At 72.8% G+C, this 16,668-nt stretch carries 21 protein-coding genes and 1 pseudogene; 10 read left to right on the forward strand and 12 right to left on the reverse strand.

Annotation, left to right across the window (positions count from 1 at the left end; all coding sequences use genetic code 11):
- Positions 1-18: 18 nt before the first annotated feature.
- Together ACIGXW_RS12400 and ACIGXW_RS12405 are read right to left on the reverse strand one after the other, a co-directional pair.
- Positions 19-561, reverse strand: coding sequence for a GNAT family N-acetyltransferase (locus ACIGXW_RS12400; RefSeq protein ID WP_399572417.1), 543 nt, complete (start codon positions 559-561; stop codon positions 19-21).
- Between the two features lie 8 nt (positions 562-569).
- Positions 570-1,547 carry a hypothetical protein gene (locus ACIGXW_RS12405; protein ID WP_399572419.1) on the reverse strand — a complete coding sequence of 326 codons (978 nt, stop codon included), beginning with the start codon at positions 1,545-1,547 and terminating at the stop codon, positions 570-572.
- A gap of 491 nt (positions 1,548-2,038) precedes the next feature.
- On the opposite strand from ACIGXW_RS12405, the gene ACIGXW_RS12410 reads away from it, so the two are divergent.
- The 5 genes from ACIGXW_RS12410 (at position 2,039) to ACIGXW_RS12430 (ending at position 5,215) form a co-directional block, all read left to right on the forward strand.
- Positions 2,039-2,452, forward strand: a complete 414-nt coding sequence (locus tag ACIGXW_RS12410) for an ATP-binding protein (protein ID WP_399572421.1) — start codon at positions 2,039-2,041, stop codon at positions 2,450-2,452.
- A 164-nt stretch (positions 2,453-2,616) separates the two neighbouring features.
- Positions 2,617-2,874 carry a putative ATP-grasp-modified RiPP gene (tgmA, locus tag ACIGXW_RS12415; protein ID WP_399572423.1) on the forward strand — a complete coding sequence of 86 codons (258 nt, stop codon included), beginning with the start codon at positions 2,617-2,619 and terminating at the stop codon, positions 2,872-2,874.
- 3 nt (positions 2,875-2,877) lie between these two features.
- A complete protein-coding gene (tgmB, locus tag ACIGXW_RS12420) occupies positions 2,878-3,840 on the forward strand; it encodes an ATP-grasp ribosomal peptide maturase (protein ID WP_399572425.1) in 963 nt (320 codons plus the stop codon).
- The gene (gene tgmC, locus ACIGXW_RS12425) at positions 3,837-5,039 is read left to right on the forward strand and encodes an ATP-grasp peptide maturase system methyltransferase (protein WP_399572427.1); all 1,203 of its coding nucleotides are present in this window, start codon (positions 3,837-3,839) and stop codon (positions 5,037-5,039) included. The genes tgmB and tgmC overlap by 4 nt, the downstream gene beginning before the upstream one ends.
- A 23-nt stretch (positions 5,040-5,062) precedes the next feature.
- Positions 5,063-5,215 carry a hypothetical protein gene (locus ACIGXW_RS12430; RefSeq protein WP_399572428.1) on the forward strand — a complete coding sequence of 51 codons (153 nt, stop codon included), beginning with the start codon at positions 5,063-5,065 and terminating at the stop codon, positions 5,213-5,215.
- Positions 5,216-6,355: 1,140 nt separating this feature from the next.
- Here ACIGXW_RS12430 and ACIGXW_RS12435 read toward each other — a convergent pair.
- The 9 genes from ACIGXW_RS12435 to ACIGXW_RS12475 form a co-directional block, all read right to left on the reverse strand.
- Complete coding sequence (locus ACIGXW_RS12435; protein WP_399572430.1) at positions 6,356-7,090, reverse strand: hypothetical protein; 735 nt, start codon at positions 7,088-7,090, stop codon at positions 6,356-6,358.
- Positions 7,087-7,542 carry a hypothetical protein gene (locus ACIGXW_RS12440; RefSeq protein ID WP_399572432.1) on the reverse strand — a complete coding sequence of 152 codons (456 nt, stop codon included), beginning with the start codon at positions 7,540-7,542 and terminating at the stop codon, positions 7,087-7,089. The genes ACIGXW_RS12435 and ACIGXW_RS12440 overlap by 4 nt, the downstream gene beginning before the upstream one ends.
- Before the next feature lie 15 nt (positions 7,543-7,557).
- Complete coding sequence (locus ACIGXW_RS12445) at positions 7,558-8,223, reverse strand: hypothetical protein (protein ID WP_399572434.1); 666 nt, start codon at positions 8,221-8,223, stop codon at positions 7,558-7,560.
- Entirely contained in the window at positions 8,220-8,390 is a 171-nt protein-coding gene (locus ACIGXW_RS12450; RefSeq protein ID WP_399572436.1) for a hypothetical protein, read from the reverse strand. Before ACIGXW_RS12450 ends, ACIGXW_RS12445 begins: the two co-directional genes overlap by 4 nt.
- Position 8,391: 1 nt before the next feature.
- On the reverse strand, positions 8,392-9,885 hold the full coding sequence (locus tag ACIGXW_RS12455; RefSeq protein WP_399572438.1) for a hypothetical protein: 1,494 nt from the start codon (positions 9,883-9,885) through the stop codon (positions 8,392-8,394).
- 66 nt (positions 9,886-9,951) lie between these two features.
- Positions 9,952-10,146: a hypothetical protein gene (locus tag ACIGXW_RS12460; RefSeq protein ID WP_399572439.1), complete on the reverse strand. Its 195-nt coding sequence runs from the start codon at positions 10,144-10,146 to the stop codon at positions 9,952-9,954.
- Positions 10,146-10,295, reverse strand: coding sequence for a hypothetical protein (locus tag ACIGXW_RS12465; protein ID WP_399572441.1), 150 nt, complete (start codon positions 10,293-10,295; stop codon positions 10,146-10,148). The genes ACIGXW_RS12460 and ACIGXW_RS12465 overlap by 1 nt, the downstream gene beginning before the upstream one ends.
- On the reverse strand, positions 10,292-10,687 hold the full coding sequence (locus ACIGXW_RS12470; protein ID WP_399572443.1) for a DUF6907 domain-containing protein: 396 nt from the start codon (positions 10,685-10,687) through the stop codon (positions 10,292-10,294). Before ACIGXW_RS12470 ends, ACIGXW_RS12465 begins: the two co-directional genes overlap by 4 nt.
- A complete protein-coding gene (locus ACIGXW_RS12475; protein WP_399572445.1) occupies positions 10,687-11,175 on the reverse strand; it encodes a hypothetical protein in 489 nt (162 codons plus the stop codon). The genes ACIGXW_RS12470 and ACIGXW_RS12475 overlap by 1 nt, the downstream gene beginning before the upstream one ends.
- A 109-nt stretch (positions 11,176-11,284) precedes the next feature.
- Between ACIGXW_RS12475 and ACIGXW_RS12480 the strand changes: the two are divergent.
- The 4 genes and pseudogenes from ACIGXW_RS12480 to ACIGXW_RS12495 form a co-directional block, all read left to right on the forward strand.
- A pseudogene (locus ACIGXW_RS12480) lies at positions 11,285-12,715 on the forward strand (YifB family Mg chelatase-like AAA ATPase); the annotation flags it as partial.
- Positions 12,712-13,899 carry a DNA-processing protein DprA gene (gene dprA, locus ACIGXW_RS12485; protein WP_399572446.1) on the forward strand — a complete coding sequence of 396 codons (1,188 nt, stop codon included), beginning with the start codon at positions 12,712-12,714 and terminating at the stop codon, positions 13,897-13,899. The pseudogene ACIGXW_RS12480 and the gene dprA, both read left to right, overlap by 4 nt.
- 254 nt (positions 13,900-14,153) lie before the next feature.
- Positions 14,154-14,990 (forward strand): RNA polymerase sigma factor WhiG, encoded by an 837-nt coding sequence (gene whiG / locus ACIGXW_RS12490; protein ID WP_071964276.1) that lies wholly within the window; start codon positions 14,154-14,156, stop codon positions 14,988-14,990.
- Between the two features lie 94 nt (positions 14,991-15,084).
- A complete protein-coding gene (locus ACIGXW_RS12495; protein ID WP_071965843.1) occupies positions 15,085-15,642 on the forward strand; it encodes a TetR/AcrR family transcriptional regulator in 558 nt (185 codons plus the stop codon).
- On the opposite strand, the gene ACIGXW_RS12500 is transcribed toward ACIGXW_RS12495, so the two are convergent.
- The gene (locus ACIGXW_RS12500; RefSeq protein WP_399572448.1) at positions 15,596-16,120 is read right to left on the reverse strand and encodes a murein hydrolase activator EnvC family protein; all 525 of its coding nucleotides are present in this window, start codon (positions 16,118-16,120) and stop codon (positions 15,596-15,598) included. The genes ACIGXW_RS12495 and ACIGXW_RS12500 overlap by 47 nt on opposite strands.
- A gap of 447 nt (positions 16,121-16,567) precedes the next feature.
- On the opposite strand from ACIGXW_RS12500, the gene ACIGXW_RS12505 reads away from it, so the two are divergent.
- A partial coding sequence (locus tag ACIGXW_RS12505) for a 30S ribosomal protein S2 (RefSeq protein ID WP_399572528.1) occupies positions 16,568-16,668 on the forward strand: 101 nt, incomplete at its 3' end.

Here is a 16,668-nt window from a genome sequence, read left to right on the forward strand (position 1 = left end):
CGCTGCGGTCGTGGCCTATCAGCGGATCTCGCGGAGCATGGCCGTCAGAGTTGGCCCGTCCGGTGACGGCTGCTGCTCGCTGATCTTCTCGTACCCCCACGACTCGTACAGCGCCAGCACCTTGCCGCCGCCGGCCTCGGGGTTCACCAGCAGGGACACACGCTTCTCCGGGCGGCCGGCCAGCAGCTCGTCATGGATACGCCGGGCGGCTCCGGTCTTCCTCCACGCCTCCCGCAGCATGATCTCCTTCAGCGCGACCGTGGGTGTGGTGGTGCAGTCCTCGGGGAGCGGGGTCGTCATGCGCTGCCACCACCGGTCACCCGGGGTGAGGGTGTTGACGTAGGCGTAGCCGACGGGCTCGTCCCCGTCGTAGCCGACGACGGCCTCCCACCCCGGGTCATGGGCATGGCGGGCCAGGCGCTCGCCATACCGCTCGACCGAGTAGTGCGGGCGGTGGAGCTGGTCGGCGCGAACCTCGGCATAGACCTCGATCAGGGTCTCCCACACGGGGTCGATGTCGGTGGCGTGGCGCAGGATGATGCGGCTGCTGGCGGTGGTCACGCGGCTCCTTAGGCGTCGTGGGTGTACTGGTCCCAGGTGCGGGCGGCCGTGCTGCCGGGCGCGGTGGCGTTGAGCCTACGGCCGAAGTCGTTGAGCATCCCCGCGACTCGGGGGTGGGCGATCCCTTCCGCCGGCACGGTCCTGGCGGTCGTCACGGCGGCCTCGACGGAGCCTTGCCCGAGTTGTGCGCGGGCCAGGCGGGCGGTGGTGATGGCGCGGGAGCGGTGCATGTACGGGCGGAGCCCGGCGAGGCTGCGGTGGGCACGGGCTTCGGCATCCTCGTACTGGCCGAGGGCCATGAGGGCGGCGACGGCCAGGCCGTCGAGTTCGGCCTGATCGTAGAAAGCGGCCATCCATACAGGGCGCGGCTCGTCGTCGGCGGCCCGTTCGAGGGCGTCCTGGGCGTAGCCGAGCGAGCGACGGACGGCACCCTGGTTGCCGGTCAGGCCGTGGATGGCGGCGTGCCGGGCGTGGCCGAGGGAGGCGAACAGCGGGTCGCGGCGGACGATCGGCAGGCTTCGGGCGACGTCGTTGGCGGCCAGGGCGTCGGTCGGGCGGCCGAGGTGGCGGTAGAGGCTCCCGGCGTGGGACCAGATGCGGAACTGGATGGCCACGTCCCCGGACATGGCCGCCAGGCTGGACGCGCGGTCGTGGTGGCGCTGTGCGGCCTCGAACCGCTTGCCGTCGATGGCGGCCCACATCGCGGATGAGATGAACGAGGCGGCGGTGGCGTAGAGCGCGCCGCGGGTTCGCTGGCTCGCGGTACCGCGTGACTGGAGGGCGAGCGCTTCGCCGGCGAGACCCTGGGCCTGGGTCTCGATGCTGACTCGCCCGCCGACGCGGTGGTCGGTGGCGATGATCGCGGCGAACTTTTCCTGAAGGCGTTCGACGTCGGACATGCCGACGCGCTTGGGGGTGGCCAGGGCGGGAACGGCGGCGGCCACAGCGGTTCCGGTGGCGGCGGCCGCGAAGGTTCGGCGGCGCACGGACTCTTCCTCATCTTCTGGTGGCGGGGGGATGAAGCCGAGCTGCTCGGCCGTACATCCGAAAAGCTTCTCTAATGCTTCCCGGTGACGGGGGTGCGGCCAACGTGTCTTCCCTCGAAGCCAGTTGCGGACCGTGCGATCACTGACCGTCCCGTGATATCCGGCGGACATGAGGGCGCCGACCTTCTCAGCTAGCTCGGCCTGTTTGTATCCCGCGTCGGCCATGCGGCGGCTCAGGCGTTCGTTGCCCTCCATGGGCCCCAAGGTAGCCATCAGGCGCAGGGCAGCGGCACCGCGCGCCCCCGAAATTTCCGGTCCCGTGCACTCAACACCCGGCGGAACTTTCCTCCCGGCCTCAGGCAGAACGCCGTTGTACTGGCGTCGGACACGCCGCGTGCAAATGCGTGGCGCATTGATCTGCTGCTGCCCCCCCTTGCGTCCCTCGTCCGGGGCGGGCGGCGGCACCGGAACCGCTGAGGCGACCAATGATCATGACCGCACACCCCGCCGCGACCGGCGTTCCCGCGTACACCCAGACCATGCCTCGCGAGGCCGCATCCGCGCGCCGCGCCCGGCTCCTGGTGGCCGCCGCCCTCAACACCTGGAACCTGCCCGGCCTGATCGATACGGGCGTGCTGATCGTGTCCGAGCTGGTTACCAACGCCGTCGAGCACACCGAGTGCCGCAACCTGCGGGTGACCGTCTCCCGACCGCGGCCGGACCGCGTCCGGGTGGCCGTGGTCGACATGTCCCAGCAACGCCCCGTCCGGCAGACGCCGCCCTTCGACGAGGAGAGAGGGCGGGGCCTGGCCGTGGTCGCCGCGCTCGCCGACCGGTGGAAGGTCGATTCCCTGCCGTGGGGGAAACGGGTGTGGGCCGAGCTCCATACGGGGGCCGGAGCGTGACCGGCCAACTTCAGGCTCCTTGTACGGCTCCACTCCATTCCCGTAGCCGTACAAGGCCCGGCCGCTTCCCCCGAGGCGGCCAGCCCTTCCCGACGCCGGGGCCTGGTCAGCCCACGACATCGGGGAGGGCACTCTCCGCAAGCGATCGAGGAAAGGAAGCGCTCATGAACCCAACCGTTCAGCCATGGGGTCTGACCCGCATGGAGCCCTACCCGTCGCTGATCACCAACGCCGGGACCGCCGTACGGCTCGACCCCGACACGCAGACCACCCTCTACCACGACGTCCATGGCCGGCCCATGGAGATGGGCAAGCACGGCACCGGCACCGGCAAGGAGACCAAGACCCGCACCAGCCAGGGCGACGGCTCCGGCCCGTCGAACGCCGACGAGGGCCACGACCAGGAAAGCGACCAGGACTGACCGATGACCTCTCCTCGTCCGGTCATCGTCCTGACCGCGCTGGATGACCTGACGGCGGACCACGTCATCACCGAGCTGCACGGCCGGGACATCCCGGTCGTGCGGCTCGACCCCGGCCAACCGGGTGACGTGACGTTCTCCGCCCACGCGGGCGCCGGCCGCTCATGGCACGGCCCGCTCACCACCCCAACCCGCTCCCTCGGCCTGGACCACGCCAGGGCCGTCTACTACCGGCGCCCGTCCCGCTACGCCGCCCCTGGCGGCCTGGACGACCAAGAGCGGGAGTTCGCCGCGGCCCAGGTCCGGCACGGCCTGAGCGGGCTCCTGGCCGCCCTTCCCGGTTGCCTGTACGTCAATCACCCGCACCGCAACTCGGGCGCCGAGTACAAGCCCCGCCAGATCACCGCCGCCCTGCGGGCGGGGCTCGAGGTCCCCCCGACGCTGATCACGAACGATCCCGAGGCCGCCCGCACCTTCACGAAGGAGTACGGCCCGGTGGTCTACAAGCCGCTGCGCTCCACCGAGTACCGCCAGGACGGCGAACTGCGCACGATCTGGGTCCGGCCAGTCCAAGCCGGCGAGATCGGGGACGGCGTCTCCGCCTGCCCCCACCTGTTCCAACAGGCCGTGGACAAGGTTGCCGACGTACGGATAGCGGCCGTTGGCACCGAATTGTTCGCCACCCGCATCACCATCGACGGCGACCATCTGGACTGGCGCATGGAGTACGACCGGATCACCTACGACCCCATCGACGTGCCCGGACCGGTCCGCAACGGCATACGCACCTACCTGCACACCTTCGGCCTGGCCTTCGGCGCATTCGACTTCGCCCTGGGCCGTGACGGGGTGTGGCGCTTCTACGAGTGCAACCCCAACGGCCAATGGGCCTTCGTCGATGACCACACGACCGGGGCCATCGCCGGCGCCCTGGCCGACCTGCTGGAGAAGGGACTCCCCGCATGAACGACCCCACCCCGCCCGCCGTGGACGAACACCGCGCCGCCGAGCTGCGCGAGCGCCTGGCGCAGCAACTCGAAGACGGCGGACATCTGCGCTCGCCCGCCTGGCGGGCGGCCGTCGAGACAGTGCCTCGGCACGAATGCGTCCGGACCTTCTTCCGCCGGTCCCAGGGCCCCCGGGGCACCCTATGGACGCCGGTCGTGCCGACGCAGGAAAACGCCAGCACGTGGCTGGAGGAGGCGTACGCGGACACGACGCTGGTGACGCAGCTGGACGGCGGCACGCACCCCGCGGACGTGGCGGAGCCCGTGCACGGTGATCCCACCTCGTCGTCGACCCTGCCGAGCCTGGTGGTGCGCATGCTGGAGGACCTGGACCCAAGGGACGGTGACCGGGTGCTGGAGGTGGGCACCGGCACCGGCTACTCGACCGCCCTCATGTGCGAACGCCTCGGCAGCAAGCACGTGACCTCCATCGAGTTCGACCCGGCCGCCGCCGGCCGCGCCCGAGCCGCGATCAGCGCCGCCGGATACGAACCGACGCTCGTCAACGACGACGGCCTCCTCGGCTACGCCAAGAACGCCCCCTACGACCGTCTGATCGCCACCTGTTCCGTGCGCACCATCCCGGCGACGTGGCTGGAGCAGGTCCGGCCCGGGGGCACGATCGTGACCACCGTGTCGGGGTGGCTGTACGGCTCCGGACTCGTCCGGCTGACCGTCGGGGAGGACCGTACGGCCGAGGGACGGTTCCTGCCCGGCACGGTGTCGTTCATGATCGCCCGCCCGCAGGCCGCACCCCCGCTTACAGGCGCGTCCGATCTGCTCGCCCAGGCCGCCGAGGAACGGCCGACGCAGGTCGGCCCAGAGATCCTGAGCGACTGGACGCCCCAGTTCGTCGCTCAGCTTGCGGTCCCCGCCGCCCAGTACCTGGGCATGGCCACAGACGGCGGCCCGATGGCGGACCACCTGATCGACCTGCCGAGCCAGTCGTTCGCCTCCCTCGTACCGGACGGCAAGGACGGCTACCTCGTCCGCCAGGGCGGTCCACTGCGCCTATGGGACGCCGTCGAGGACGCCATCGACACGTGGAAGGCGGCCGGCACACCGCCCCAGACCGAGTTCGGCTTGACCGTCACCCCCCAGAGGCAGCGGGTATGGCTCGGTTCTCCAGAGGGGCCGGGTTGGGACCTGCCGACATGAACCACCACGAGAGGACGGCCGGCATGGACGACCAGACCGAGGTCCCCGACGAGCGTGACCACGAGGTTCTGGAGCACGAGCTGGCGCCGGACACTGCGCCCCCGACCAGGGCCTGGGCGATGACCGCCTTCGGGTGGCCGATCAACCCGGCGCCCCCCATCACGTTCATGACCTGACCCGGACTGGCGTGCTCGGTGCTGTACCCGTCCCCCAGGCGGCGGCGCCGAGCATGACCGGCGCCCGTGTGCGGCGCACCTCGCGGCGCCGCTCACCCGTCCCGATGACGGGGCACGGGCGCGTAGACGGCCCCCGGAAGCGTTTCGCGCAACGGCTTCCGAGGGCCGTCACGACACCGTCAGGGGACGAGGGCGGCCGTGTGGCGATGCGCAATGTTGCGCATCGCCTGACCGAGCTGCCCGCACGCGGGAGCTGAGGCTTTCAGGGTTGAAAGCCTGCGCGTCTCCACGCTGCCACGCGCGAAGTAGGGGCGAGGACTCCGCGAGGCCCTCGAAGTTCTGGTCCGATGGTTCGATCCAGTCGTGTCCGGCCAGGAAGTTCGGAGTGCGGGCTGGCCGCAGCCTGCTCCACACCGTCGGCTCCGATCCTGGTGGAAAGTTTTTCCACCGTGCCGGATGCCTCCAGGTCGCGCCGTACGCTCGCGACCGTCGGGTGGGTGCTGCCGGTCCGCTCGCCGTGCTGACGGTCCGAGAGCAGAGGATCAGCCACGAGGGACCGCTGGATGAGCTGGCGTTTCTGCTCGCGGGACAGTGACCGGCGGTGGATGTTGACGGCGATGGCGTGCGTGCGCCGCTGCTCGTCAGTCAGGGCCGTTCGAGGCGCGGGGCGCACACGCCGGACCCCATCAGCGCCTACCGAGAGTGACGACTGGGGAATTTCCCCACTCGCTACCATCTGTGACCTCTGTTTACCGACTGTTGGGGCGTCCTCCTCGAACGTGATCGTCAGGGGTACACGTTGACGGGTACCTCTGACGGCGTCTGGTGTGGAAGGGGTACTCACTGGTGAGTACCCCTGGTTCGGGGGTGGGCGCTGGTGCCCACCCTTACGGCACGGGGTACGCGCCAGTCCCGACCCCTGGCGGACGGCAGGTCGGAGACAACTCCGATCAGGTTCAGCTCCAGCCGGTGACCCTGGCCGTGAGCGGCCACGTGTGCAGAGTTGAGGAGGGTCCGCATTGTTGCGGACCCCTGGTTCCGTCTCCTTGGCGAAGATCCGAAAACGCAGATGCGCCCCGCTCCCGGAAGCCCAGGAACGGGGCGCATCTTGTTGGCCCTCGGCTGAGGAGAGGTCCCGGGTCAGCGCCGGAAGAGACCCCGGATCGAGGTAGCTATGCCGGTAGTCGGGTCGGGAGCGGGGGTAGTTGGCGGGTAGTCGTCGCAGGTCACAGGTGGACTACCTGCCGAACTACCCGCCCCGGGGGCCTCCATGGACAGAGCCAGGGGAGAGGGGGCGCCAGCCTCCAGGAGCGCGTCCCGGTGGACCCCGACGGAGGTGTCCCCGGCCACCTTGATGGAGCCCTTCACGGTCACCCCCAGGGCGGTACATAGGGCCCGCGCTTCGGGCACCCTCCAGTCGGCCGGGACGCCGGCCTTGTGGAGGTCGGCGACGACGGTTCGGAGCAGCACCCCGTTGCGGTCCCCGATCAGCTTTCGGATCCGGGCGAGGAACGCCGTCGGTTCGAGGGGATCGGAGGGTGCCATGTCCGGCTGCTCGTCGTCCGGCTCCTCGTCCGCCTCGGCGGCCGGGACGACAGCCTCGTCCACCTCGTCCTCGTCCTCGTCCTCGGGCTCCGCGGCGAGCGCGGGCGACTGCATCCAGGCGACACCGAGCCACGCGAGGTACGCACCACCGGCCACGATGGGAGAGGACCCCGTCAGCCGGTAGGCGGTGCCGACGCCGACCATGAGCGCGAGGGCGCGCCAGACCTTGCTGGCTCCCTCGCCCGCCATGCACCAGGCACAGACACGGCCGAGCGCGCGGTAGGTCAGGGCCCACGAGCCGCGCACGAGGTCGAGCGCGACGGCCCTCATGAGGCGAACCCCACGGCGAACTCGCCGAGGCTGCCCGCGATCATTGCCCAGCCGCCGCCCGCGTTCGCGAAGACGGTGGCCATGGCCAGGCCGTTGATCCCGGCGGTGCGGGGCTTGAGCTTGACCAGATAGGCGATCAGGACGAGGACCAGGGCGACGGCGCCAGGCTCGACGTCGCCGAGCGGGCCGGAGCCGTCGCCGACGTGGAAGGCGTGCAGGGCACCGAGGGTGAGGTCGTTGGGCATGCCCCAGATGTGGCCGGCCGCGGTCAGCGCGGTACCGGCGGCGAGGCCGCAGGTGACGGCCTGGCCCTTGCTGAACCTGTGCTCGGCCTTGTCGCGGGTGCCGAGGATGAGGGCGGTGGTCAGGACACCGGCGACGCCGCCGGTGCCGAGGCTGCCGAGGATCTCCGCGCCCGTGCTGGCGGCGGCGAGGGTGACGTCGTCGTGCATCGTGGGTTCCTCCGGTCAGAACTGGGCGTCGGGGGTGTACAGGGCGAGGGCGAGCACGGCGGTGGCGAGGGGGATGCGGGCGAGCCAGCCGAGGAGGCGCATGACGGCGTGGTTGTTGGGGCCGCGCCAGTTGTGGGAGCGGACCTCCGCGAGGGCGGCGACGGCAACGACGCCGCAGCCGACGTAGACCCCGTTGGGTGTGTCGTGCTGGCCGTAGTAGGTGAGGGAGTCGTGGACCCACGGGCCGATCCCGAGCCACCACCCGGCCCCGGCCGCCGTGCCGCTGTAGGCGAGGACCTCGAGGCGGCGCCGGCGCTTCGGGTCGTTGGTGGCCGTGTCCAGCACGGCGTCGAGGCGGCGGCGCGGTGTCTGCCGCTGGCTCGGCCGCTCGGGGCTGGCTGGTTCCTCCTCCGGCTGCTCGTCCTCGGCGCCGTCCTGCTCGTGCTCGTCGTCTTCGGCCGTGGGCTCGTCGTCCTCGCGCTCCTCCGGCTCTTGGACCTGGTCCTGGTCGGGCGTCGGCAAGGGCGGCTTGGGCTTCCGCCAGTCGGGCAGACGCGGGGCCGTCGCAGGGGCAGGGGACGGCTTGCCGTCGTCGGGGTACAGGGCATCCCACCAGTCCGGGGCGGGTGCGCCGATCGTCGGCGGGTGCGCGGGCGGCAGTGGGATCAACTGATCGGTCATGGAGTCCCCCAGCGGAAGAGCGCGGCGACGTACGCCACGGCGAAGGTGATCAGGGCGGTGGTCTGGAGGGCGGGGAGCGCGTAGCGGCCGGGCCGCTTGCGTCCGCAGGCGATGAGGCCCAGGAGCGCCAGGACGGCGGCGGGCGGGAAGAGCCACGGCAGGTGCATCTCAGGTCTCCCGGGTGAGGCGCTGGAGGCGCTGCGCACGGACCTGGCCGATGCCGAGTTCGGTCTTGAGAGTGCGCAGGGACGCGGGGGTGCCGAGTGCGCGTGCGGCTTCGAGGAGCGGGTCCGGGTCCTCAGGTGCACTCGCTTCCGGGTCCGGCTCGTCGGGCGCCTTTGGGGGATCGGCGCCCTCAGTCCCGGGGTCCGGGGTCTTCGGCTTCGGCGGCCAGATGAGCGGGACCTGGAAGAGGTAGCCGAGACCATGCGTCACCCCAGTCCCCGATGCGTCGGGTACGCGGGCGTGGACGGCTTGTCTGCGCTGAGCGGCGGCGGAGACGAGTGCGGGTGCGCTTACGTCGGGGTGCACCCGGGGCATGGGAGCCAGGTCGAGCACGAGTGCACCCCCAGGTGCAGGTGGAGGTGCGCTCACGGCCGGCGGGACGGGTCGGGGGGACGCGGGCGGGTTGCCGACGCCGGTGGCGACACGTACCTGGGTCTCGGAGACGACGACGCCGAGTTCGGTCAAGAGGCTGGCGAGTGCACCCGGGTGCAGGTTCGGGTGGGCACTGCGTACCTTGCGGATCGCGTCGATGGGGTGCATGTCGGTGAGGCGCTGGCGCGCGAGTACGGGCAGGGTTCGTGGCCGTGCTGGCGGCAACGGCGGCTCCCAGGGCGATGGCAACTCGATTGAGGCCAGCGCACGGGCGTTGCGCCGCGCTGCGAGCTGCTGGAGGAGAGCGGAACGCTGGTTCGGGTTCGCCCCGACCCCGGCCCGGCCGACGGCGATATCCAGACGGCGTTCCAGGCGGCGGGTGTACCAGGCCCAGCCCCGTTCGCCTCGGAAGGCCAGGCGCGCCGCGAGTGCGACGGCGCGTGCGGTCCAACGCTCGTGGGTGATCTGCTCCGCGCTACGGTCCCGTACGGCCAGGCCGAGGCGGGACAGCAGCCGCTCGCGCAGTTCGCGGCCGACCATGGCCGGCAGGCTGTTGGAACTGGCCCCGGGCTTGTTGTGCCGCAGCTCGATGCCCATGGCCAGGTGCCACAGCAGGGCCGCGAGCACGGGGCCGACGAACGCGCGCACCAGGCCGCCGACGACACCGGACTCGCTGAACGCAGGGATGATCTGCACCCCGGTGATCAGCCAGACCAGGACGCCAGGGGCGCCGGGGGCCTTGTGGTCGTTGAGGTTCTGCCGGGCCATGAGGGCGGTGGAGAACAGGGCCAGTTCGGCCGCGGCGAACATCGCGGCGCGCTCGCCGGTGTCGGTCATCCCGAGGCGGTGCGCGGCGAACCGCCAGGAGGTGTCGGCGGAGTAGGCCGTACAGGCGGCCGCGGCGAGACCGGCCGCGACGACTGCGGCCGGCGGGAGGGTCATGCGGCGCAACATCCGCGCGATGAACCAGACCGTGCCACCGGCCGCCGCTGTCATCGCGGCGGCCAGGGCCACGGCCGGATAGGGATGGGCGTACGCCCACCGGGCCAGCGGGTTAAGGCTCATGGGTGTGGTGCTCCCAGGTGCTGTCAGTGGCGGCCCCGCCAGAGAAGGGGCGGGGCCGCGCAGGGTTCAGCGGGTGGGGCCGCCGGCCGTGCGGACCACGGCCAGGGCGAAGAGCTGCATGCCGTGCCGGTCGCCCATGGCGTAGGCGGTCACCAGGGCGGCGAGCAGGACGTGGGCCGGAGGAAGCGGCCGGGAGGTACGAGAGGCGGCGTGGAGGGCGGTGTCCTCGGTCGGGCGCCGCACCGGGTAGCGGGTGCCCATCAGGAGCGCACCCCGCTTCCCCGGCACGTCGTGCAGGTGCGCCAGGTGCGGTGTACGACCACCTTGCGGCGGCCGCCCCCGTTGCGGCGGATCTCCTCCACTCGGCCGCCCTTGCCCTCGCAGTCCGGGCAGGCGCGCTTGCCGGTCATTCGGCCACCTCCCCGGCGGCCAGGAGCGCGGCCAGCTGGCGGGCGAGGGAGCGAAGTTCGGCGGCGTGGTCCACGAGGGCGCAGGCGAGGGCCTCAAGCCCGGCCGGGTCGAGCGGGAGCCAGTCGCCGCCCATGTCCACGACCACCTCGGGCCCGGGGCCCCGCAGCTCCGAGAACGGGTAAGCGACCAGCCCGGCCGCGAGCAGCTCGAACCCGCGGAAGGTGATGGGGGTGTCGGCGCCCTGGTGGGCGATGTCGGCACGGTGGTAGCCATCAGCGTGGCGGCCGAGGCACCATGCCGGCTCGGGCATGGTGACCATCCCCGCGTCGAACGTGCGCACGGTGACCGTGCGGCCGGGGGTGTCCCCGGCCGCCGTCGGGCGGGTGCCCATCAGGCTGCGGTCTCGACCGTGGCGGCCGTGACAACCTCGGCGCGCTTGACCTTGAGCGAGGCCGCCGTGGCCTTCATCGGGACCGGGCCGAGGCCGTGGGCCTTGAAGATGCGGCGGATCTCGTCCAGGTCGGCCGTCTGCCGCGTGGACGCTACCCGGGAGATTACCCACGGGCCGTAGGTCCCGGCGGGGAGGCGGTCGAGGATCTTGCGGGCGGCACGCTTGCCGCGGTCGGCCTGGCGCGCCTGGTCGGCCGCGCGGTCGAACTCAGCGGCGGCGGCCTCGATCGCCTCAGCGGTCGGCAAGTCCCCGTCCGCCATGGGCGAGGTGTTCAGTTCTGAACACCTGCCGACGGGGGCGGGAGCGGTGGCCGGCGGCTCGTCGTGGACGAGGGTGGCCGGAGCGATGACGGAGCGGACGGCGTCGGCGACGACGGTGGAGAGGCGGCGCAAGGTTCCGGCGCTGGCGGGGGACATGAGAAGGTGCATCACAGCGGGCTCCTGGTTGAGTCAGGTGGTCCGTCAGGCCCTGCCTTGGTGATGGCGTCACCTCGGTGGGGCCGTCCCGTTTCCGGGTGGTGATTAGAAGTGTCTTAGCTCAGGGTTGGCCCTCGCGGTGGCCGTCGCCGTCCTCGGCGCCGCCGAGTGCGTCGACCCCGCGTCCATCGCCGACCTGGTGATGATCGGCGAGCTGGGCCTGGACGGCAGGGTCCGGCCGGTGCGCGGCATCCTCCCGGCCGTCCTCGCCGCCGCCGACGCCGGCTATCAGCAGGTCGTCGTGCCCGAACAGACCGCGGCGGAGGCCGCCCTGGTGCCCGGCGTCTCGGTGCTCGGGGTGCGCAGCCTGCGCCAGCTCATCGCCGTGCTCACCGACGCGCCCGTCCCGCACGAGGAGCCGGACGGGGAGGGGCGCCCCGACGCCATGCTGGCCGGCCTGATGGTGCCCGGTGCGGGGGTGGGCTGCGGCCTTGCCACGGGCGCCCGGGCGGCAGGAGCGGGGAGCGGGCCGGACCTCGCGGACGTGGCGGGACAGCGCACGGCGCGGCTCGCCCTGGAGGTCGCCGCGGCCGGGCGCCACCACCTGCTGCTGTCGGGGCCGCCGGGCGCGGGCAAGACCATGCTGGCGGAGCGGCTGCCGGCCATCCTCCCGCCGCTCAGCCGGCAGGAGTCCCTCGAGGTGACCGCGGTGCATTCGGTGGCGGGCATGCTGCCCCCGGGCGAGCCGCTGGTCGCCAGCGCCCCCTACTGCGCGCCGCACCACTCCGCGACGATGCAGTCGCTGGTCGGCGGCGGCAACGGCCTGCCCAGGCCCGGCGCGGTCTCTCTCGCCCACCGCGGGGTTCTCTTTCTGGATGAAGCGCCCGAGTTCAGCACCAAGGCCCTGGACGCGCTGCGCCAGCCGCTGGAAGCGGGACATGTGGTGGTGGCCCGCACCGCCGGGGTGGTGCGGTTGCCCGCGCGATTCCTGATGGTGCTCGCCGCCAACCCCTGCCCCTGCGGGCGGCACACGCTGCGCGGCGCGGGCTGCGAGTGCCCCGCCTCGGTGATCCGCAGATACCAGGCTCGGCTCTCGGGGCCCCTGCTGGACCGGGTGGACCTGAGGGTGGAGGTCGAATCCGTCCAGCGGGCCGACCTGATGGGCCAGGGCGGCCGGGGAGAGACGACGGCAGCGGTCGCCGAGCGCGTCGCACAGGCCCGGGAGCGGGCCGGGCGACGGCTGGCGGGCACCCCCTGGACCGCCAACAGCGAGGTGCCCGGTCACGAGCTGCGCACCCGCTGGCGGGCCGCTCCCGGAGCGCTCGCCGCCGCCGAGCGCGACCTGGAGCGCGGCCTGCTGACGGCCCGTGGGCTGGACCGGGTGCTGAGGGTCTCGTGGACCCTCGCGGACCTCGGGGGCCATGACCGCCCTGACGCCGCCGACGTGGCGCTGGCCCTGGAGCTGCGCACCGGCATCGCCAGGGGAGCCCCGCTGCCCGTCCCCCGGCCGGCCCCGGTGCCCGCCCTGGCCACGGCGGGGGAGGACGGGTGACGGCCGGGGCGGTGAGCGGGGAGGAGCGGCTGGCGCGGGCGGCGCTGACGCGGCTGACCGAGCCGGGGGACGAGAACGTCGGGCGCTGGCTGGGACGGATGGGGGCCGTGCGGCTGGTGCGCGGGCTGACCGGGGCGGGGCCGCCGCCCGAGGGGGCCCGGGAGGACCGGCTGGCAGGGTGCCGGGCCCGGGCCGGGACGCTCGACCCCCGCGGCGACCTCGCGACCGTCGCCCGGCTCGGCGGGCGCTTCCTGTGCCCGGGGGACGCCGAGTGGCCCGGGCAGCTCGACGACCTCGGGGACGCCCGGCCCATCGGCCTATGGGTGCGGGGCAGCCCGAACGTACGGCTGTGGGCGCTGCGGTCCGTCGCGGTGGTGGGTGCCCGGGCTTGCACCGACTACGGCTCGCGCGTCGCCGCCCTGCTCGGCTCGGGGCTCGCCGAGCGCGGCTGGGTGGTGATCTCCGGTGCGGCGTACGGCGTGGACGGGGCGGCCCACCGGGGGGCGCTCGCCTCGGGCGGGGCGACGGTGGCCGTGCTGGCCTCGGGGATCGACGTGCCCTATCCGCGCGGCCATGCCGAGCTGATCGGGCGGATCGCGGAACAGGGGCTGGTCCTCGCGGAGTTGCCGCCCGGCGGGCACCCCACGCGCAGCCGCTTCGTGCTGCGCAACCGCCTCATCGCCGCACTGACGCGCGGGACGGTGGTAGTGGAAGCCCAGTACCGCAGCGGATCCCTCGTCACGGCGCGCCGGGCGGGGGAGCTGGGCCGGCAGACGATGGGGGTGCCCGGGCCGGTGACGTCGGGGCTCTCGGCCGGGGTGCACGAACTGCTGCGCGAGGGCGCGTGCCTGGTGACCGATGCCGACGAGGTCGTCGAGCTGGTCGGCAGCATAGGGGAGCTCGCCCCGCGCCGTCGCGGGCCGGTCGTGCCCAGGGATCTGCTGGACGCCGGGGCCGTCAGGGCGCTGGAGGCGGTGCCCGGACGGGGCGGCGGGGACCTCGGCCTCATCGCCCGCGACGCCGGGATGGGCAGGGAGCACGCGCTCGCCCGCCTGTACGAACTCCAGGCGCTGGGGTTCGTGGAACGGCTGGGCGATCGCTGGCAGTTGGCTGACGCCGCGTCAACATCCGGCACCCCCAAGCCCCCCGGACGGCGCCCCCCTGCGCGGCGAGGCGGTGCTTGACCTGGGGTGATCGGGTGAAAGGGTTAAGGCGGTGACCGCGGCGGCCGATACGGCGGGCTCCGTGCGGCCGGCGGGAACCCCCAGTGGCCGTCACACGGAAGCGGCCCGCGGAAGGTGCCCGCCCCCGCGGAAAGTATCCGTGTATATCGAAGGGGTCTCCTCGCTCACCGCAGTGGCGCGCTCACGCTACGCTCACGGAATCCATCCATTCGTACCACCGGTCCACGTCACAGCAGAACGGCTCAAGACGACGAATGCCCCAGCACACCTCCGGGTCCGACCGCGCGGCGGCACCGCCCGCAGCGCGTGGCGCCGTGCGCCCGCCCGCACCCTCGACGCTCGATGAGCTGTGGCGGTCGTACAAGGCCTCGGGCGACGACCGGCTGCGGGAGCAGTTGATCCTCCACTACTCGCCCCTGGTGAAGTACGTGGCGGGGCGCGTCAGCGTCGGGCTGCCGCCCAACGTCGAACAGGCGGACTTCGTCTCCTCCGGCATCTTCGGCCTCATCGACGCCATCGAGAAGTTCGACCCCGCCCGTTCCATCAAGTTCGAGACCTATGCGATCACCCGCATCCGGGGCGCGATGATCGACGAACTGAGGGCGCTGGACTGGATCCCGCGCTCCGTCCGGCAGAAGGCGCGCGCCGTCGAGCGCGCTTACGCCACCCTCGAGGCCGAGCTGCGCCGAACGCCCTCCGAGGCGGAGGTGGCCGCCGAGATGGGGGTCACCCTCGACGAACTGCACGCGGTCTTCAGCCAGTTGTCGCTGGCCAACGTGGTGGCGCTGGAGGAGCTGCTGCACGTGGGCGGCGAGGGTGGCGACCGGCTGAGCCTGATGGACACGCTCGAGGACACCGCCGCCGACGACCCCGTCGAGGTCGCCGAGGACCACGAGCTGCGCAGGCTGCTCGCCCGCGCCATCAACACCCTCCCCGAGCGGGAGAAGACCGTGGTCACCCTCTACTACTACGAGGGCCTCACCCTCGCCGAGATCGGCCATGTCCTCGGCGTCACGGAGAGCAGGGTCAGCCAGATCCACACCAAGTCGGTCCTCCAGCTCCGGGCCAAGCTCGCCGACGTGGGCCGCTGAATCGCGGTCCCGGTCGCTGAATCGTCCCTCCAGCGTCGTCCCCGGCGGGGCCTGTCCGTAAAGTGGGACCGTGCCCAGGATTCGAGCGGCCTCAGTGGCCGAGCACCGGACGATGCAGCGCGGCGCCCTGCTGGACGCCGCCCGCTCCCTGCTGTCCGAAGGCGGAACGGAGGCGCTGACCTTCCCCGCCCTCGCCGAGCGCACGGGACTCGCGCGGTCCTCGGTCTATGAGTACTTCCGCTCCCGGGCCGCCGTGGTCGAGGAGCTGTGCGCCGTCGACTTCCCCGTCTGGGCGGCGGAGGTCGAGGCCGCCATGGAGCGCGCCGACACGCCGGAGGGGAAGATCGAGGCGTATGTGCGACAGCAGCTCGCGCTCGTCGGCGACCGCCGCCACCGCGCCGTCGTCGCCATCTCCGCCGGGGAGCTGGACGCCGGCGCCCGCGAGAAGATCCGCGCCGCGCACGGCGGCCTGGTGACCATGGTCGGGGAGGCCCTCATCGCCCTCGGCCACGACCAGCCGCGCCTGACGGCCATGCTGCTCCAGGGCGTGGTGGACGCCGCCGTGCGCCGCATCGAGCTCGGCGCGGCCGAGGAGCCCGACCACATCACGGAGGCGGCTGTCTCCATGGCCCTGCGCGGAGTGCGGGGCTGACGGCACCGCCGGCGCCGAGCGGCCCGGACAGCGGCAGCAGCCGCGAGGGCGGGCGCCGCAGCATCCACGGCGGCAGCAGGCTCAGCGGGTCCAGATAGACGGCACCGCGCCGCAGCCCCCAGTGCAGGCAGCCCGCCGCGCAGTGTGCTGGCCCGGCCTCCAGCACCCCCACCACCTCTCCCGCCGCCACGGCCCGGCCCTCGCCCACCGCGGCCCGCACCGGCTCGTAGGTCGTGCGCAGCGGAGGGTCGCCCGTACCGGCCAGCTCTACGGAGACCACCCCGCGCCCGGCGACCGTGCCCGCGAAGGAGACCGTCCCCGGGGCGGCCGCCCGGACCGGGGCGCCCGGCCGGGCCTCCAGGTCCACCCCGCGGTGCCCCGCCGCCCAGGGCGCCGGGGGCGGCTCCCAGGCGCGCAGCACCAGCGGCCGGGCACCGCGCGATCCCGCGACCGGCCAGGCGCGGTCCCCACCCGGCACCGCGGGCCCCGGACGCGCCGGCCCCGGCCCCGGTGGCGCGGGCCCTGATACGGCTGGGGTGCATGTGAACCATGTGATGAGTAAGGGCAGCATCCAGAGCAGGAGCGCTCGCACGGCGGTACGCAGTCGTCGCATGGCGTCACCCTGGCCGTGATCGCCGGATCGCGGGGATCTTGACCGGGTTCTGTGGACTACTCGCCGGTTGTGGACAACGCCGTCACCCGGGGGTTCTCCGGTCCCGTACACTTCTCATGGCGATCCGGGTCACCGGGTCGACTTCGCACGCCCCGCCACCGGCGCGTCAGACCCTCTCGGGCAGCACGGTGGCCGTGTCTCTCGGTCCATGGAACGGCTCTCGCAAGGGCGCCGTCCACGGCAGGCGCGTCGGGGCGTCAGGAGCGGCGGCCGCCCGGCCGTCGTGTAACCGAGTATGCAAGGAGCGCGGCCATGGCCGTCGTCACGATGCGGGAGCTGCTGGAGAGCGGCGTCCACTTCGGTCACCAGACCCGTCGTTGGAACCCGAAGATGAAGCGTTTCATCTTCACGGA

Source organism: Streptomyces sp. NPDC053079, from assembly GCF_044546695.1.
GTDB lineage: Bacteria > Actinomycetota > Actinomycetes > Streptomycetales > Streptomycetaceae > Streptomyces.

Excerpts from the sequence above, each read along its gene's own strand:
- ACIGXW_RS12435 (WP_399572430.1), bottom strand. The coding sequence starts at position 7,090 with ATGAGGGCCGTCGCGCTCGACCTCGTGCGCGGCTCGTGGGCCCTGACC.
- ACIGXW_RS12410 (WP_399572421.1), top strand. The coding sequence starts at position 2,039 with ATGACCGCACACCCCGCCGCGACCGGCGTTCCCGCGTACACCCAGACC.
- tgmC (WP_399572427.1), top strand. The coding sequence starts at position 3,837 with ATGAACGACCCCACCCCGCCCGCCGTGGACGAACACCGCGCCGCCGAG.
- ACIGXW_RS12440 (WP_399572432.1), bottom strand. The coding sequence starts at position 7,542 with ATGCACGACGACGTCACCCTCGCCGCCGCCAGCACGGGCGCGGAGATC.
- ACIGXW_RS12445 (WP_399572434.1), bottom strand. The coding sequence starts at position 8,223 with ATGACCGATCAGTTGATCCCACTGCCGCCCGCGCACCCGCCGACGATC.
- ACIGXW_RS12465 (WP_399572441.1), bottom strand. The coding sequence starts at position 10,295 with ATGACCGGCAAGCGCGCCTGCCCGGACTGCGAGGGCAAGGGCGGCCGA.
- ACIGXW_RS12450 (WP_399572436.1), bottom strand. The coding sequence starts at position 8,390 with ATGCACCTGCCGTGGCTCTTCCCGCCCGCCGCCGTCCTGGCGCTCCTG.
- whiG (WP_071964276.1), top strand. The coding sequence starts at position 14,154 with ATGCCCCAGCACACCTCCGGGTCCGACCGCGCGGCGGCACCGCCCGCA.
- tgmA (WP_399572423.1), top strand. The coding sequence starts at position 2,617 with ATGAACCCAACCGTTCAGCCATGGGGTCTGACCCGCATGGAGCCCTAC.
- tgmB (WP_399572425.1), top strand. The coding sequence starts at position 2,878 with ATGACCTCTCCTCGTCCGGTCATCGTCCTGACCGCGCTGGATGACCTG.
- ACIGXW_RS12475 (WP_399572445.1), bottom strand. The coding sequence starts at position 11,175 with ATGCACCTTCTCATGTCCCCCGCCAGCGCCGGAACCTTGCGCCGCCTC.
- ACIGXW_RS12460 (WP_399572439.1), bottom strand. The coding sequence starts at position 10,146 with ATGGGCACCCGCTACCCGGTGCGGCGCCCGACCGAGGACACCGCCCTC.
- ACIGXW_RS12430 (WP_399572428.1), top strand. The coding sequence starts at position 5,063 with ATGGACGACCAGACCGAGGTCCCCGACGAGCGTGACCACGAGGTTCTG.
- ACIGXW_RS12455 (WP_399572438.1), bottom strand. The coding sequence starts at position 9,885 with ATGAGCCTTAACCCGCTGGCCCGGTGGGCGTACGCCCATCCCTATCCG.
- ACIGXW_RS12470 (WP_399572443.1), bottom strand. The coding sequence starts at position 10,687 with ATGGGCACCCGCCCGACGGCGGCCGGGGACACCCCCGGCCGCACGGTC.